Source organism: Bacillus sp. FSL K6-0923, assembly GCF_038630825.1.
GTDB classification, from domain to species: Bacteria; Bacillota; Bacilli; order Bacillales; family Bacillaceae; genus Bacillus; species Bacillus pumilus.
This window is the reverse complement of record NZ_CP152044.1, coordinates 2,053,282-2,070,269: the sequence shown is the minus strand read 5'-3', so window position 1 is coordinate 2,070,269 and position 16,988 is coordinate 2,053,282. Positions and strand designations below refer to the sequence as shown.

Here is a 16,988-nt window from a genome sequence, read left to right as displayed (position 1 = left end):
ATGTCCCCTCATTCTCCTTAATCCCATTTAAGGAGTGTGCTTATGAATTCCCAATCAAATTTGACCCGATTTCTAAGGGACAGCGAGTCCCACAAAACGATCCCGATTGTTGAAACCATTACAGTTGATACGCTCTCACCGATTCAAATTGTCGAAAAACTCAAGGCAGATATTGTGTATTTACTAGAAAGCAAAGATGAGTCTTCTAGCTGGTCGAGATATTCCTTCATCGGATTGCATCCTTTTTTAACCTTACACGATGACCAAAACGAATATATTGCACGTGATGCGGCAGGGCAAGAGATCATGAAAAAGCAAGAACTAAAAGACTTATTAGACTGGATGAAAGAGCAATATCAAATCAAGACACCAGACGTTGACATCCCGTTTACAGGCGGGGCAGTTGGGTACTTAAGTTACGATCTTATTCCAAGCATTGAACCTTCTGTCAGGCCTCACCGAAGCGCATCAACGACAGACAATTGTACGCTATTTGTTTGCCAAACGATGATTGCCTTTGATCATGAAACGAATCATGTTCATTTTATCCAATACACCCAGCTAACCGGGAATGAAACAGAAGACGAAAAAATACAAGCTTACAAGGAAAATCAAAAGCAGCTTGAACAGATGATTCACAAACTCCATACAAGGATCGATATGAAAGAACTGATTTTATCAGGGAATATGAACGAATCACCGTCGTTTGAACATGTGACATCAACCTATGAAAAAGAGCAATTTTTACAGGACGTAGAAAAAATCAAAGAATACATTCGAGCGGGTGATATTTTTCAAGGCGTACTCTCACAGCGATTCGATATCCCAGTGTCAGTGAGTTCATTTGAATTATACCGTGTGCTGCGCATTGTAAACCCATCTCCATACATGTATTTTATGAAATTAAAAGACCGTGATTTAGTCGGAAGCTCACCAGAACGATTAATTCATGCCAAAAATAGGCACTTAGAAATTCATCCTATTGCAGGCACAAGAAAAAGAGGAGCAACAAAAGAAGAGGACGCCGCACTGGCAAGAGAGCTGCTAGAAGATGAGAAAGAAAAAGCAGAACATTACATGTTAGTAGATCTAGCCAGAAATGATGTCGGCCGCGTAGCAGAATACGGCAGCGTGTCCGTACCGACCTTTACAAAAGTTGTGAACTTTTCACATGTTATGCACATCATCTCCATAGTGACCGGGAAGCTAAAGCAGGATACACACCCAGTTGATGCACTCATGTCCGCATTTCCAGCAGGCACATTAACAGGGGCACCGAAAATAAGAGCGATGCAATTATTAAATGAAATGGAGCCTGAGCCAAGGGAAACATATGGCGGCTGTATTGCCTATATTGGATTCGACGGTAATATCGACTCTTGTATTACCATTCGCACCATGAGCGTGAAAGATCAGACCGCTTCCATACAAGCAGGCGCTGGCATTGTCGCAGATTCTGTTCCAGAAAATGAATGGGAAGAGACATGTAACAAGGCAGGAGCGCTTCTGAGGGCCATTCTGCTTGCTGAACATATTTTCTCAGAAAAGGAGAGTGTGCAGGATGAATCAACGACTATCAGCTCTTGTTAACGGAGGCTTCCTATCAGAAAATGAAGCACATAGTCTAATGCATGATATGATGAGTGGCTCTTTAACAGATGCTGAAGTCGCTGCAAGTCTATCGATTTTAGCACATAGAGGAGAAACCGCTGAAGAAATGACGGGCTTTGTGAAGGCCATGCGGCAAAAAGCAGAACCAGCGGAAAGATTACTTGATGTCGTTGACACATGCGGCACAGGAGGCGATGGACTCTCTACATTTAATATATCAACTGCAGCTGCTATTGTAGCTTCCGCCGCTGGTGCTAAAATCGCAAAACACGGAAATCGTTCAGTCTCTTCTAAAAGCGGAAGTGCCGACGTGCTAGAGTGTCTTGGGATTCACATTCAATCCACGCCAGAAGAAACAAGAAAACAAATACAAGAGAAAAACATGGGCTTTTTATTTGCGCCACTGTACCACTCATCTATGAAACAAGTAGCAGCAGTCCGCAAGCAGCTTGGCTTCCGGACGGTATTTAATCTATTAGGGCCGCTTTGCCACCCGCTGCAAGCCAAAAAGCAAATCATCGGTGTGTATGCAAAGGAAAAGGCAAAATTAATGGCAGAAGCCCTTGCCCCATTAGAACCAGAGCATGTCCTGTTTGTATGCGGGGAAGACGGGCTGGATGAATTAACGATTACAGCAAATTCATATGTGATTGAACTTAAAAAAGGTGCCATGACAGAATATACGCTAAACCCAGAAGACTTTGGATTGGAAAAAGGATACTTATCAGATATTCAGGTCCAATCACCGGAAGAGAGTGCGAAATTGATTCAGAATATATTGAATCATCAAACAGGAGGGGCACCGCTTCATATTACAGCTCTGAATGCCGGAGCGGCTTTATATGTCGCAGGCAAGTCAGAAAGCCTCATGGCAGGAACATTAAAAGCATTAGAAACGATTAAAAACGGAGCAGCCATAGAACAATTGGCTCGTTTAAAACAAAAAACGAAAGAGGAAGAGATCTATGCTTAATGAAATCATTGCACGCAAAAAAGAACATATCCAAACGTTGCAGCTACCTCATGATGGACACTATGAAAGACGATCATTTAAAGAAGCACTCATGAATCCTCACCGCTCGATTGGGTTGATTGCTGAGGTGAAAAAGGCATCTCCTTCCAAAGGAATCATTCAGCCGAATTTTGATCCTCTGCAAACAGCAAAAGCATACGAAAAATCGAATGCTGACTGCTTATCAGTCTTAACAGATGAACCATTTTTTCAAGGGAAAAACGAGTATCTTTCCTACATTAAAGAACACGTCGCACGTCCAATTTTAAGAAAAGACTTTATCATCGATTCAATACAAATAGAAGAGTCGAGACGTATCGGTGCAGATGCCATTTTATTAATTGGAGAAGTACTTGAACCACAACAGCTGCATGAGCTCTATGCTGAAGCAAAGGAAAAAGGACTAGATATCCTTGTCGAAGTTCACGCAGAAGATACACTGGAACATATCTTAAATATATTCACCCCCGAAATCATTGGCGTGAATAACCGAAATTTAAAGACATTTAAAACAACAGTTGAGCAAACAAAAGAGATTGCACCACTTGTACCAAAGGATGTCTTATTAGTAAGTGAAAGCGGTATTCAGACATTTGATGATCTAACCTTTGTCAAAAAACATGGAGCGAGTGCTGTCCTTGTAGGTGAATCATTAATGAGAGAACCCTCACAAGAAAAAGCCGTTCAGACGTTATTTGGAGAATGACACGATGAAACCTTTTTTAAAATATTGCGGGGCGGTCTCACTAGAAGATGTAGAATGCATTGCCCAATCTCAAGCAGATGCGATCGGATTTATTTTTGCTCCAAGTAAAAGACAAGTCGATCCAGATCAAGTGAAACAATGGCTCATGAAGTCGCAGTGCGAGAAAGAGATTACTGGTGTCTTTGTAAATGAAAAAATCCAAAAAGTGTGTGACATCACTAAACATATTCCTTTAGATATCGTGCAGCTGCATGGAGATGAAACACGAGAGGATGCAAAACAAATAAAACAACAAACAGGGGCGGTAGTGTGGAAAGTCTTTCATCACGATCCCAATATAAAAGAAACACTTGATCAAATGACGGCATTTGCGCCGTTTGTCGATGGCTTTCTCATTGATGCGAAAGTAAAAGGGATGAGAGGCGGTTCTGGCACAGCTTTTGCTTGGGAAGCGGTACCTGTATACAATCAGCAAGCAAAACGACTGGGGAAAACATGCATCATTGCAGGCGGGATAACACCTGAAACGCTGCCAGAGCTGCTTGCCTATGGCCCAAAAGCGATCGATCTTTCAAGCGGTATAGAAGAAAACGGGAAGAAAAGCAGCGCTAAGATCAAAGCGCTCGAAGAAAGGATGTTAAACGATGTACGCATATCCAAATGAGCTTGGCAGATATGGAGAATTTGGAGGGAAATTTGTTCCCGAGACACTCATGCAGCCACTCAAAGAAATAGAACAAGCATTTAACGAATTAAAAGAAGACCCCGCTTTTAAGCAAGAATATCTTTCTCTATTGCAAAACTACTCAGGCAGACCGACTGCGCTGACATATGCTGATCAATTATCTGCATACCTCGGCGGCGCAAAAATCTATTTAAAAAGAGAAGATTTAAACCATACAGGTGCTCATAAAATCAACAATGCACTTGGTCAGGCACTGCTTGCAAAAAAAATGGGGAAATCAAACATCATCGCGGAAACAGGCGCTGGACAGCACGGAGTAGCAGCTGCAACGGTAGCCGCAAAGTTTGGATTATCGTGCACGGTATTTATGGGAAAAGAGGATGTGGAGAGACAATCTCTCAATGTTTTCCGAATGAAGCTCCTTGGCGCTGAAGTCATACCTGTCACAAGTGGAAACGGCACATTAAAAGATGCAACGAACGAAGCGATTCGTTATTGGGTCCAGCACTGTAGTGATCATTTCTATATGATAGGTTCAGTTGTAGGACCTCACCCGTATCCCCAAATCGTCAGTGAGTTCCAGCGGATGATTGGTGATGAAGCAAAAGAGCAGATGCTTAAAAAAGAAGGCAGGCTTCCACATAAAGTCATTGCTTGTGTCGGCGGCGGAAGTAATGCGATTGGAATGTACCGAGCGTTTTTGGATGATGAGATTGATTTAATTGGTGTAGAAGCGGCTGGAAAAGGGATCGATACCCCGCTTCATGCAGCAACCATTACAAAGGGGACAAAAGGAGTCATTCATGGCTCTTTGACCTATTTAATCCAAGACGAATTTGGCCAAATTATTGAGCCCTATTCCATTTCAGCTGGTTTAGATTATCCCGGGATCGGACCAGAGCACGCCTATTTACATGCAAGTGGACGCGTTCAATATGTAAGTGCTACAGATCAAGAAGCACTGGATGCACTAAAGCTGCTGACAGAAAAGGAAGGAATTCTGCCAGCGATTGAATCAGCACACGCTTTAGCCAAGGCATTTGAGATGAGCAGGACGATGGGTGAAGATGAAATCATCCTTGTCTGCCTGTCAGGAAGAGGAGATAAGGATGTGCATACATTAATGAATGTGCTTGAAAGTGAGGGCAAAACCAAATGATCACATTTCAATTAGAGCAAGGCGAGAAATTATTCATCCCATTTATTACGGCAGGAGATCCGTCAGAAGAAATCACGATCGATTTAGCTTTGTCCCTTCAAGCAGCCGGTGCACATGCGATTGAGCTAGGTGTTCCTTATTCCGATCCGCTAGCAGACGGTCCTGTCATTCAAAGAGCCTCCAAAAGAGCTCTAAATCATGGCATGAATATCGTAAAAGCGATAGAATTAGCAGGGAAGATGAAAAAAAACGGTGTAAAAATTCCTGTAATTCTATTTACGTATTATAATCCTGTGTTACAATTAGACACAGAATACTTTTTCGCTTTACTGCGCAAAAATCATATTTCGGGACTCTTAACACCCGACTTGCCTTTTGAAGAAAGCAGTGAGCTGCAAAAGAACTGTCAAACACATGACATTTCATATATTTCGCTCGTTGCACCAACCAGTAAGGAACGATTAGTAACTATTGTAGAGCAGGCAGAAGGTTTTGTGTATTGTGTTTCATCTCTTGGTGTAACAGGTGTCAGACAAGCCTTTGACGAATCGATTACTGATTTTATTCAACAAGTGAAACAGCTGAGTCACATACCGGTTGCGGTCGGTTTTGGTATCTCAACAAGAGAGCAGGTAGACTCAATGAATAAACTGAGTGACGGTGTCGTGGTAGGCAGTGCACTTGTGAAAAAAATTGAAGAACTTCAAGATCAATTGTTAGCAAATGATACACGTCAAGACGCTTTAAGAGAATTTGAAACCTATGCAAAAACATTTAGTCCCCTCTATTCATTCAAATGAGGTGAAACTTTTGCAAATCAAAGATCAATTAAAACAACTAAAACCGTATCAACCTGGGAAACCAATTGAAGAGGTCAAAAAAGAATATCAATTAGACAAAATTGTGAAATTGGCTTCAAATGAAAACCCTTTTGGATGTTCCACGCATGCAAGAGAGGCGATACAAGCTGAACTCGAACATTTAGCGATTTATCCAGATGGATACAGCGCAAGTTTAAGGACAGAGCTTGCTGAGTTTCTTCAAGTAAATGAAAAACAATTAATATTCGGGAATGGCTCAGATGAACTTGTGCAAATTATTGCTAGGGCATTCCTTGACCAACATACAAATACCGTCATCCCAGCTCCGTCTTTTCCGCAATATCGTCACAATGCAATCATTGAGCGGGCAGAGATTCGAGAGGTGCCGCTTTTAGACGGAGGAGCTCACGATCTAAAGGGCATGCTTGATGCGATTGATGAGAATACGAAGGTTGTCTGGGTATGTAACCCGAATAACCCGACAGGAAATCATTTGTCAGAATCTGAGCTTGTGGCGTTTTTAGATCAAGTACCAGCTCATGTGCTTGTAGTACTAGATGAAGCATATGTCGAATACGTTCGTGCGGAAGACTTTCCGAACAGCTTATCTTTATTACACAACTATCAAAATGTCATCGTACTCCGTACGTTTTCTAAAGCGTATGGACTGGCCGCGCTTCGAGTAGGCTATGGCATTGCATCAGAAGAGTTGATTACTGCGATTGAACCAGCGAGAGAGCCGTTTAATACGAGTCGTATTGCTCAGGCAGCAGCTCGTGCAGCGATAAAAGATCAGGACTTCATTCAATCATGCAGACAAAAAAATGAAGCAGGGCTCAAGCAATATCAAGAATTTGCAGACCGTTTTGGACTATTTATTTATCCGTCTCAAACAAACTTCGTGCTGATTGATTTTAAAAGAGATGCAGATGAATTATTCAATGCATTATTGAAAAAAGGCTACATTGTTAGGTCTGGTAAAGCACTTGGTTTTCCAACGTCTTTACGTATTACGGTCGGGACAATGGAGCAAAATGCAGAAATTCTAAGTACACTTGCTGATTTATTGCAAGGCATTCGTGCGTAGCATAACCATAAAGTCATATCCTTTTACAGGATATGGCTTTCATTGTACCAACCTCATACATATAAGCTGTTGAAATGGCTTTTTTAATTTTCGCGAAAAAACAGGTGATGAACATGAATGATGCAAATGAAACAATATTAATCGCTGGACTTGGTTTAATTGGAGGTTCCATCGCACTGTCGATTAAAAAAGAGTATCCTCATAAAAAAATTGTTGGATATGATGTGTCCAAAGAACAAATGGTTGCAGCAACAAAGCTGGGTATCATTGATTTAGCAGCTGATTCATTTGCGGCAGGTTTGGCTGAATCTGCGACTATTATTTTGGCAACACCAGTTCAGCAAACAGTCAAGATGCTTCGTGATATTGCAAACTCTGGAATTGAGAGAGAGCTCACAATCACAGATGTCGGCAGCACAAAGCAAAAGGTCGTCCATTATGCAGAAAAAACGCTTCCTAAGCACTATCAATTTATTGGTGGACATCCAATGGCAGGCTCTCACAAGTCAGGTGTCATAGCAGCGAAAGACTTTTTATTTGAAAATGCGTTCTACATTTTAACCCCGGCAAAGGAAACAAACCGAGAGGCTGTTGATCGTTTGAAGGACTTGTTAAAGGGGACAAATGCTCATTTTATTGAGATGACCCCAGAAGAACATGATGGTGTAACAAGTGTGATTAGTCATTTCCCTCATATTGTTGCAGCCAGCCTTGTGCATCAAGCACATCATTTTGAAGAACAATTCCCACTCGTCAAACGGTTTGCTGCTGGAGGCTTTCGTGACATTACACGTATTGCGTCAAGCAACCCTGCAATGTGGCGAGATATCCTTCTGCACAACAAAAACAAGATTTTAGACCGGTTCCATGAATGGAAAAAAGAGATCGACCGCATTGAGACCTTTGTACAGCAAGAAGACGCTGAAGGCTTGTTCTCTTATTTTCAAGAGGCAAAGGAATATCGTGATGGACTTCCTCTGAGGAAAAAAGGTGCCATTCCAGCTTTTTATGATCTTTATGTGGATGTTCCAGATCACCCTGGGGTCATTTCGGAGATTACAGGGCATTTAGCAAATGAGAACATTAGTATTACGAATATCCGTATTATTGAAACGCGGGAAGACATTAATGGGATTTTACGCATTAGTTTTCAAACAGAAAACGACCGTAAACGTGCAGAGATCTGTATAAAAAATAGAGCGAATTACGATACATTTTATGCTGACTGAGGTGACAAAGATGAAAATTCATAAACATGCTCCTATGAATGGAGTCATTCATATTCCAGGTGATAAATCCATTTCTCATCGATCAGTGATGTTTGGAGCAATTGCTGATGGGACGACAGTGGTGAAAAACTTTCTCCCTGGAGCCGATTGTTTAAGTACGATTGATTGTTTTAGAAAGATGGGCGTTGAAATTGAACAAAAAGGGACCGATGTTGTGATCCATGGAAAGGGACTGAAAGAGCTCAAGGAGCCGTCTGATGTCCTCGATGTCGGGAATTCTGGTACAACCATTCGATTAATGATGGGAATATTAGCTGGTTGCGAGTTTCACAGTACACTGATCGGTGATGAGAGTATTGCTAAAAGACCAATGAAGCGAGTAACAGGTCCACTTAAACAACTAGGAGCGAAAATAGATGGCAGAGCAAACGGAGAGTATACGCCACTGTCTATTCGTGGCGGCCATTTAAAAGGTATCTCATATGAGTCTCCGGTGGCAAGTGCGCAAATTAAGTCCGCTGTCCTTTTAGCAGGGCTTCAAGCAGAGGGCACAACGACATTAACTGAACCACATAAATCAAGAGATCATACAGAAAGAATGCTCTCCATGTTTGGTGTGAAACTAGATGAAGATGAACAAAGTGTTTCCATTGAAGGCGGTCAAGCATTAAAAGCAACAGATATATTTGTTCCTGGAGACATCTCTTCAGCTGCATTTTTCCTTGTTGCTGGATCTATTGTTCCTAACAGCCGAATTGTGTTAAAAAATGTCGGGCTAAACAAAACAAGAACGGGCATTATTGATGTTCTGAAACAAATGGGTGCGAATCTTGAGATCAATGAAGTAGATGCAAAAGGTGGAGAACCATATGGTGATTTAACGATCTCGACCTCTTCATTAAAAGGAATCGAAATTTCTGGTGATGTGATTTCAAGACTTATCGACGAGATTCCAATTATAGCGCTTCTAGCGACACAAGCAGAAGGCACAACGGTCATTAAAGATGCTGCTGAGTTAAAAGTGAAAGAGACCAATCGAATTGATACAGTCGTGTCAGAACTTAAAAAACTCGGTGCTGATATTGAAGCAACAGATGATGGTATGAAGATTCATGGTAAAACCACGCTTCAAGGCGGCGCAGTCGTGTCAAGCTACGGAGATCACCGAATCGGGATGATGCTTGGGATTGCTGCATGTATCACAAAGCAAGCGGTTGAGATTGAAGATACAGATGCTGTACGCGTTTCATACCCGAATTTCTTTGAACATATTGAATACTTAACAAAAACAGTCTGAGGATGTCCTCAGGCTTTTTCTTTCCTTAGGCATATTTGTAAGGAATATAGCATAGCTTGTCTCAAGATGAAACCTGGAAAAAATTCATTTTATTTGATCAAAAAATGAATTTTAGGTGTTTTTAGTTTACAAAACTTCCGTTTTGTAAAGGATGAAATGAAAAACAGTCTTTAAAACACAAAAATGGGTTCATTTTAAAAGTGCAACATATTTGCTGGATGAGTACCTGTCGATTATGATATGAAGTAACAATAGTTTAGGTTTTTGGAAAACAGAAAGGAACGGTTTGATTTGAATAGTTCATTACAAGAAGCCATAAAATTAGTTGAGGCGGGTGAGACTGAAAAAGGACTTCAAACACTTGCTAAGGCAGAAAAGCATTTGCATGATGAAGAAAAGGCGCAGGCAGCTCAGTTATATTATGATTGGGGAGATATCGATAAAGCGAGAAATCTCATCAGTGATTTACATGATTTATATCCAGAGGAAACAGGGTTAACATGTTTTTATGCAGAACTTCTGATTGACTCTGATGAAGAAGAAAAGGCGATTTCGGTATTAGAGACGATTCCTGAAGATGATGATGCGTATCCAGAGAGTCTACTGTTAATGGCAGATTTGTATCAAATGCAAGGACTATTTGAAGTCAGTGAACAAAAGCTCTTAAAATCAAAAGAGCTGCTCCCAAATGAAGCCATTATTGATTTTGCATTAGGTGAATTGTATTTTTCACAAGGTCTTTCAAAGAAAGCGGCCGACTATTTCTACAAGGTTGCAGATCAACAACATGAGGTTGGCGGCGTCAATGTTTATCAGAGGCTTGCTGAATCACTCAGCACAGCTGGAGAATTTGAAGATGCGCTTGAATGGTACGAAAAGGCAGTGAAAGGTCAAACAGATCCGAATACACTTTTTGGCTACGGATTTACAGCGATGAGGGCTGGTCGAACGAAAACAGCCATTCAGCAGCTTTCAGAACTAAAAGATATTGATCCATCTTATTCGTCTCTATATATGCCTTTAGCGAAAAGTTATGAGGAAGAAGGACTATATCACGAGGCTTTAGAGGTAGTAAAAGAGGGTATTAAAATTGATGAGTATAACAAAGAATTATATTTATATGGTGCAAAGATTGACTTGAAAAATGGGGATTCAGAAGATGCGAAAAAGCTGCTTCAAGAAGCACTTGCTCTTGATCCGGGATATATTGAAGCGATTCAAACATTGCTCGCGATCTATTTAAATGAAGAGCTTTTTGATGAAATTTTGGATGTCATTAAAGAGGTTAAAAGCTTTGGGGAAGATGATCCAAAATGGAATTGGTATGCTGCATCAGCATCTGTTGGACGAGAGGAATATAAAGAAGCAGCTGAGTACTTCAAGCTGGCTCTGCCTGATTTTGATGAGGAACGTGACTTTTTATATGAATACGCATCGTTCCTTTTAGAAGAAGGCAGACAAAAAGAAGCATTGCCGCTATTACGCAAAGTTCTTCAGAAAGATGGCACGAATGAAGAAATCGAAGAAACGATTTTGAGAATTGAAGACGAAATTTCCTTATAGTTTGCAGGAATGAAGAACTGGTTTGTTGAATAATTCATGTATAGCAATTTAATTTACGATAGAGGAGGGAATAACATGCAGACCCCTGTTTCTGTCAATGAAAAGAAGGAATTCATCCGGTGGTTTTTAAACCATTATCAGTTAAAGCGAAGAGAGTGTGTTTGGATATTAAATTATTTAATGAGTCACGACTCTTTGATGGAAAAGGTTCATTTTGTAGAGCAAGCAGAATTTTGCCCAAGGGGAATCATTATGTCAACACACTGTGTGGATGAAGTTCCCTTTAGATTTTATAAAGAAAACATCATGACGACAGATGCTGAAAAGTCATTTCATGATATTCGTTTGAATAAACAGCAAGATTTGTTTATTCAATTGAATTTCCGTTCTGCTTATCGTTCTCCGGAATATGCAGCTGTGCTTGAAACAAATCCTCATATTCCAAAGGATCTTTATGAGAACGAAAAGGATAAGGATCTTGCGGAGAAAGTGCTTGAACACTCGATCGCAACTTTCCAAAAAGAACGGCTTATGAAAGAGATAGATGAAGCACTTGACCGTCATGATCAAGAAACATTTAATAAGTTAGCAAGAGAATTAAGCCTATTGTCATAAACTGAACGAATAAGCCTTGCCCTATCCAGGCAGGGCTTATGTCATGAAAGAGGGGAAATTGATGAAGTTTCAAGCGGAGGATGTGGATAGCTTTTTGCAATCTAAAGATTACATTGATACCGCTATCATTCCATTAGTTGGAATAGATGCGAATCAAATCAAACAAACCGTATCTTTAGGGGAGTTTACCATTCTTGTAGCAGAGGAACTTGAAAGGCAGCTGAAAGGGCGGGTCTTTCTTTTTCCACCACATACATATGTAGAAATCAATGACCGAAAACTAGAAGACATCTTCACGATGAAGCGGTCGCTAGAAGATCATTTTCAGCATGTCGTGTTAATCTCATCTGATCACCAATGGAAAGAGCATGCGGCGGTTAGTGAATCACTATTTTTGTTAAAGCCGGTTCCGCTCGAGCATTTAAAGGTAGAATTAAAGCAAAAAATTGTACAAGACAGTGTAGAACAAATTTTGAACTTTTTGTTACAAAAGTGGAACCCTTCATAAAAACCCTTACATTTGCATTGTACATAGCTTTTTAGGCTGTTGACCTTGTGAATAGATTGATATATTATGAGGGTGTCCTAGTTTTATGAAATTTTTTCTAATTCAGTTATAAAGTAGCTGACGACCTGAGGGGGGGAGAAAAAAATGAGCGAGAAGAGACATGGAGTGTCCAGGCGTCAATTTTTGAATTACACGTTGACCGGCGTGGGGGGATTTATGGCCGCTGGAATGCTCATGCCTATGGTTCGCTTTGCGCTTGACCCTGTGCTAAAAGGAACAGAGGATCAGGATATGGTTCAAGTTGTCAGTGTAGATGAACTGACGAAGGAACCGAAGCGCTTTGACTTTAAAATTGATCAAGTAGATGCATGGTATGAGTCAAAGGAATCTAGGTCAGCATGGGTGTACAAAGAAGGGGATGAAATTGTCGCTTTATCGCCAATCTGTAAACATTTAGGATGTACAGTGAACTGGAACAGTGATCCGAAAAATCCAAACAAATTTTTCTGCCCATGCCACTATGGGCTGTACGACAAGGATGGTACAAACGTACCCGGAACTCCGCCACTTGCACCGCTTGACCATTATAAGCAGCAAGTGAAGGACGGATACCTCTATCTTGGAAAAGCTGTGCCGAAAGGGGAAGGGTAACGATGCTTAACAAGATTTATGATTGGGTAGATGAGCGGCTAGACATTACACCAATATGGAGAGATATTGCGGATCATGAGGTGCCAGAGCATGTCAATCCAGCACATCATTTCTCCGCTTTTGTGTACTGTTTTGGCGGTTTAACGTTTTTTGTGACAGTCATTCAAGTCCTTTCGGGCATGTTTTTAACGATGTATTACGTGCCAGATATTAAAAACGCCTGGGAATCTGTCTATTATTTACAAAATGAAGTGGCATTTGGTCAGATTGTCAGAGGGATGCACCACTGGGGTGCGAGTTTAGTTATTGTCATGATGTTTTTACATACGCTAAGGGTCTTTTTCCAAGGGGCGTATAAAAAGCCTAGAGAGCTCAACTGGATTGTTGGTGTGCTCATTTTCTTTGTGATGCTTGGACTTGGTTTTACAGGTTATCTCTTGCCATGGGATATGAAGGCGCTATTTGCGACGAAGGTTGGTCTTCAAATTGCAGAAGCGACACCTTTCATTGGTAAAGAGATCAAAACGCTGCTTGCAGGTCATCCTGACATTGTAGGGGCACAAACGCTGACGAGATTTTTCGCTATCCATGTCTTTTTCTTGCCAGCGGCATTATTTGGGCTGATGGCTGCCCACTTTATTATGATTCGTAAGCAAGGAATTTCTGGACCGCTATAAAAAAGTTGCGTTTGATGAATGTTCAATGAGGAGGGGATGACTTTGCATAGGGGAAAAGGGATGAAGTTTGTCGGAGACTCTAGAATTCCGGCAGAAAGAAAACCTAACATACCTAAAGACTATTCCGAATATCCGGGAAAAACAGAAGCCTTTTGGCCGAACTTTCTTTTAAAGGAATGGCTTGTAGGTGCCGTTTTTTTAATTGGATTTCTTGTCCTAACTGTGGTTCATGCACCTCCGCTTGAGCGGATGGCTGATCCAACAGATACCGGCTATATTCCGCTGCCAGACTGGTATTTCTTATTCTTGTACCAGTTATTAAAATATGAATTTGCTGCAGGCGGCTATACGGTAGTTGGTGCGATGATTATGCCTGGGATTGCGTTTGGTGCACTGTTGCTCGCACCATTTCTTGATTCTGGTCCTGAACGCAGACCGTATAGAAGACCGGTTGCAGTGGGGATGATGATCCTTGCAGTCGGCGCAGCAACATATTTAACGTGGGAGTCTGTTGCTACTCATGATTGGGAAGCAGCGGCAAAGCAAGGTGAAATTAAGAAAGAAGCAGAAATTGACACCTCAGCGGAAGAGTATAAAATTTATCAGGAGCAGACATGTATCTCCTGTCATGGGGATAACATGCAGGGCGGAGCAGCCGGACCGTCACTTGTTGACAACGGTCTTGCACCTGAGGAGATCGCTAAGATTGCTGTTGAAGGAAAAGGTAACATGCCTAAGGGTATCTTTAAAGGCAGCGATGAAGAACTTGAAAAGCTGTCTAAATATTTATCTGAGGTCAAATCTAAATAATTCAGTTGTTTAAATGCAAGTACAAGGATATACTCAAAAGAGAAAAAGCTGGCGCTGTCAGCTTTTTTCTGATTTTAATAGATCGTGAGTGAAGAGACATATGAGATGGATTCAATATCTGCTAGCCACGCGCTACATGCTTGTGTTAGTCTTGATGATCAATTTCCTTGGCACTGTGTACGGCTACTATTGGTATATTCCACAGCTTGTAGAAACGCCGGCTATCTTTTTAGCTTTTGTTCCAGACAGTCCAACGGCAAGCTTTTTCTTTTTATTTGTTCTACTTGCGTTTTTGATGAAACGAAACGCTCCTTATTTTGAAGCACTTGCCCTCGTGACCTTAATTAAGTACGGGTTATGGGCTGTAGGAATGAATATCTTTGTCCTTTTATCTGTGGATGACTTTCCGTGGGAAGGGTACATGCTGATTGGGTCCCACTTTGCGATGGCGGTTCAAGCCGTATTGTTTGCACCGTACTATCGTTTTAAAATGCGTCATTTGGTGGTAGCTGGCATATGGATTTTACATAATGATGTGATTGATTATGTATTTGGTATGATGCCGCGTTATTCTATGCTGTCTGCCTATACAAACGAGATCGGCTACGTCACGTTTTGGTTGAGCATTGCCGTTCTTCTTGTTTCATATTATCTCGTCCTATCGAAAAAATCGATCAAGCTTGAACTCCCTTAACAATATTGGTCTAACCTTGTCCTTTTCTTCATACGCTGTATGGAGAAGGGCTAGGAGGGACTTGCATGAAACGAAAGCCAATCGCGATGATTCTATTATTTTTTCTCGTATTACAGCCATCTGTTGCCAAAGGCGAGGAAACAGCCGCTAGTGTGCTGCAAGAATTAACGGAACTATCAGATTCAATCTTTCAACTAACGAGACAAGCTAAATATGATGAGGCGTTACAGGTCGCATTGTATGTTGAAAAGACATTTAAAGCTGAGAATTGGCGCGGAACGCTGACAAATACTCAGATTCGGCAAATTACAGTTGGCTATCAAGATATCATAAAAGGGCTGCCGCAGGAAGAATTGAATGAGCGCGAAAAGCTTCGTTATGCCTCTCAGTTTAGAATGCTGCTCGATGCGATCCAGTCAGATTCTGAGCCGCTTTGGGGTTCGCTGGAGAAGCCCATTATGGGGTCTTTTCCTACGTTGAAAAAAGAAGTGAAGGATCCGGAGTCGACGACGTTTTATGAAACTTGGAATGAGCTGGTTTCTTTATACGATATGATCTATCCGAGTTTAACCATTGATGTTTCGCCTGAAAAGCTGCAAACGATTAAGCAGCATATGGAAGTGATTGAGCAAGGTGAATTTTTAAAAGCATCAAGTGGGACAAAGCTTGAGCGCCTTACGAAGCTTGAAGAGGATTTATCGAGTGTATTTGCCCACGTTGATCAAGATGAGGCTGACCCATCGCTTTTATGGGTCATTTTAACAACGGGAAGTATCATTTTATTAACATTAACGTATGTTGGATTTAGGAAATACCGTGCTGAAAAAGAGAAGAAGCAAAAGCGACAAGCTGATTATCCGAAATCATAAAAAAGAAGCACCATTTTTGGGCTTCTTTTTTTAATGCGGATTGAGCGGCTTTTTGTGTTCATCTAATGTGAAGCCTTCACCAAGCACATCATGCACGTCACTGACGGATACAAACGCATGAGGATCGACTGAGGTCACGACGCTTTTAAGATGGACAAGCTCGTTTTTCGGGACGACGCAATAAAGAACGTTGCGCTCCTGTTTTGTATAGGAACCGACCCCTTTTAAAATGGTGACACCCCGCTCCATTTCCTCTGTGATTTTCTTTTGAATGATGTCATCTTTTTCAGATATGATCATGGCGCCTTTGGCTGCGTAAGCGCCTTCTTGCATGAAGTCAATGACCTTCGCAGCAACAAATACTGCGACGAGTGTATACATGGCTTCTTTGTAATTTAAATAAGTAAGAGAAATCGTAATGACGCAAGCGTCGAAGATGAACATTGTTCGTCCCATAGCCACCTGATAATGCTTGTTGATGAGTCTTGCGATGATGTCAACACCGCCGGTAGTACCGCCGAACTTAAAGATGATCCCGAGGCCTGTTCCGATAAACACGCCAGCAAAGAGCGCGGCTAGGGCCAAATCGTGCTGGAGAGGCATATGTATTTGAAAGCGCTGGAAAATGGCAAGAAAGACAGAAAGACTGACGGTTCCTACAATTGTATAAGTAAACATGGTTCTGCCGAGCATTTTCCAGCCGATAAAAAAGATCGGAATGTTTAAGACAAGGTTTGAAATGGATGGGTCAATGTGGAATAGAAAATATAAAAGCAGTGTAATACCTGTAAATCCGCCTTCCGCCAAATTGTTCTGCATATTAAAATGAACAAGACCGAAAGAAAAAATCGCAGATCCTATTAAAATAAATACGATATTTTTAAGACGAATTTCTTTTAGCAAGAGACCACTCCTTTTTTTGCTTAGACAGCGATAATATTATATGGTATGGGAGAGAAACAAGCAAACTGAGTTTTAAACATTTGTCAAATAT

The 16,988-nt window shown here is 41.2% G+C and carries 18 protein-coding genes; 17 read left to right on the top strand and 1 reads right to left on the bottom strand.

Features of this window, described 5'->3' with window-relative positions; translation table 11 throughout:
- The first annotated feature begins 42 nt into the window (after positions 1-42).
- The 17 genes from trpE to ypjB all read left to right on the top strand — a co-directional run bounded on the left by trpE (position 43) and on the right by ypjB (position 15,994).
- Entirely contained in the window at positions 43-1,590 is a 1,548-nt protein-coding gene (trpE, locus tag MHI16_RS10420) for an anthranilate synthase component I (protein WP_058014813.1), read from the top strand.
- The gene (trpD, locus tag MHI16_RS10415) at positions 1,562-2,584 is read left to right on the top strand and encodes an anthranilate phosphoribosyltransferase (RefSeq protein WP_268465957.1); all 1,023 of its coding nucleotides are present in this window, start codon (positions 1,562-1,564) and stop codon (positions 2,582-2,584) included. Before trpE ends, trpD begins: the two co-directional genes overlap by 29 nt.
- Positions 2,577-3,329 carry an indole-3-glycerol phosphate synthase TrpC gene (gene trpC, locus MHI16_RS10410; RefSeq protein WP_058014815.1) on the top strand — a complete coding sequence of 251 codons (753 nt, stop codon included), beginning with the start codon at positions 2,577-2,579 and terminating at the stop codon, positions 3,327-3,329. The genes trpD and trpC overlap by 8 nt, the downstream gene beginning before the upstream one ends.
- A 4-nt stretch (positions 3,330-3,333) precedes the next feature.
- Positions 3,334-3,993: a phosphoribosylanthranilate isomerase gene (locus MHI16_RS10405; RefSeq protein WP_180310595.1), complete on the top strand. Its 660-nt coding sequence runs from the start codon at positions 3,334-3,336 to the stop codon at positions 3,991-3,993.
- Positions 3,974-5,173: a tryptophan synthase subunit beta gene (trpB, locus tag MHI16_RS10400; RefSeq protein WP_058014817.1), complete on the top strand. Its 1,200-nt coding sequence runs from the start codon at positions 3,974-3,976 to the stop codon at positions 5,171-5,173. Before MHI16_RS10405 ends, trpB begins: the two co-directional genes overlap by 20 nt.
- On the top strand, positions 5,170-5,973 hold the full coding sequence (trpA, locus tag MHI16_RS10395) for a tryptophan synthase subunit alpha (RefSeq protein WP_061408361.1): 804 nt from the start codon (positions 5,170-5,172) through the stop codon (positions 5,971-5,973). Before trpB ends, trpA begins: the two co-directional genes overlap by 4 nt.
- A gap of 10 nt (positions 5,974-5,983) precedes the next feature.
- Complete coding sequence (gene hisC, locus MHI16_RS10390; protein WP_061410246.1) at positions 5,984-7,081, top strand: histidinol-phosphate transaminase; 1,098 nt, start codon at positions 5,984-5,986, stop codon at positions 7,079-7,081.
- Between the two features lie 113 nt (positions 7,082-7,194).
- Positions 7,195-8,310: a prephenate dehydrogenase gene (locus tag MHI16_RS10385; RefSeq protein ID WP_058014819.1), complete on the top strand. Its 1,116-nt coding sequence runs from the start codon at positions 7,195-7,197 to the stop codon at positions 8,308-8,310.
- A 10-nt stretch (positions 8,311-8,320) separates the two neighbouring features.
- Positions 8,321-9,607 (top strand): 3-phosphoshikimate 1-carboxyvinyltransferase, encoded by a 1,287-nt coding sequence (aroA, locus tag MHI16_RS10380; RefSeq protein ID WP_180310598.1) that lies wholly within the window; start codon positions 8,321-8,323, stop codon positions 9,605-9,607.
- A 291-nt stretch (positions 9,608-9,898) separates the two neighbouring features.
- Positions 9,899-11,170 carry a tetratricopeptide repeat protein gene (locus tag MHI16_RS10375; RefSeq protein ID WP_268465949.1) on the top strand — a complete coding sequence of 424 codons (1,272 nt, stop codon included), beginning with the start codon at positions 9,899-9,901 and terminating at the stop codon, positions 11,168-11,170.
- Between the two features lie 75 nt (positions 11,171-11,245).
- Positions 11,246-11,785 carry a ReoY family proteolytic degradation factor gene (locus MHI16_RS10370; protein WP_003215573.1) on the top strand — a complete coding sequence of 180 codons (540 nt, stop codon included), beginning with the start codon at positions 11,246-11,248 and terminating at the stop codon, positions 11,783-11,785.
- Between the two features lie 61 nt (positions 11,786-11,846).
- Positions 11,847-12,293, top strand: coding sequence for a YpiF family protein (locus tag MHI16_RS10365; protein WP_268465947.1), 447 nt, complete (start codon positions 11,847-11,849; stop codon positions 12,291-12,293).
- Between the two features lie 144 nt (positions 12,294-12,437).
- Positions 12,438-12,944, top strand: coding sequence for a ubiquinol-cytochrome c reductase iron-sulfur subunit (locus MHI16_RS10360; RefSeq protein WP_007500911.1), 507 nt, complete (start codon positions 12,438-12,440; stop codon positions 12,942-12,944).
- Between the two features lie 2 nt (positions 12,945-12,946).
- Positions 12,947-13,621, top strand: a complete 675-nt coding sequence (gene qcrB, locus MHI16_RS10355) for a menaquinol-cytochrome c reductase cytochrome b subunit (RefSeq protein WP_003215804.1) — start codon at positions 12,947-12,949, stop codon at positions 13,619-13,621.
- Positions 13,622-13,663: 42 nt separating this feature from the next.
- On the top strand, positions 13,664-14,431 hold the full coding sequence (locus tag MHI16_RS10350; protein WP_003215888.1) for a menaquinol-cytochrome c reductase cytochrome b/c subunit: 768 nt from the start codon (positions 13,664-13,666) through the stop codon (positions 14,429-14,431).
- Between the two features lie 100 nt (positions 14,432-14,531).
- Positions 14,532-15,125, top strand: a complete 594-nt coding sequence (locus MHI16_RS10345; RefSeq protein ID WP_058014824.1) for a DUF1405 domain-containing protein — start codon at positions 14,532-14,534, stop codon at positions 15,123-15,125.
- Positions 15,126-15,190: 65 nt separating this feature from the next.
- Complete coding sequence (gene ypjB / locus MHI16_RS10340) at positions 15,191-15,994, top strand: sporulation protein YpjB (RefSeq protein ID WP_044141118.1); 804 nt, start codon at positions 15,191-15,193, stop codon at positions 15,992-15,994.
- Between the two features lie 30 nt (positions 15,995-16,024).
- Here the strand turns inward: ypjB and MHI16_RS10335 are convergent, their stop codons facing one another.
- On the bottom strand, positions 16,025-16,897 hold the full coding sequence (locus MHI16_RS10335) for a YitT family protein (RefSeq protein WP_003215598.1): 873 nt from the start codon (positions 16,895-16,897) through the stop codon (positions 16,025-16,027).
- Positions 16,898-16,988 lie beyond the last annotated feature (91 nt).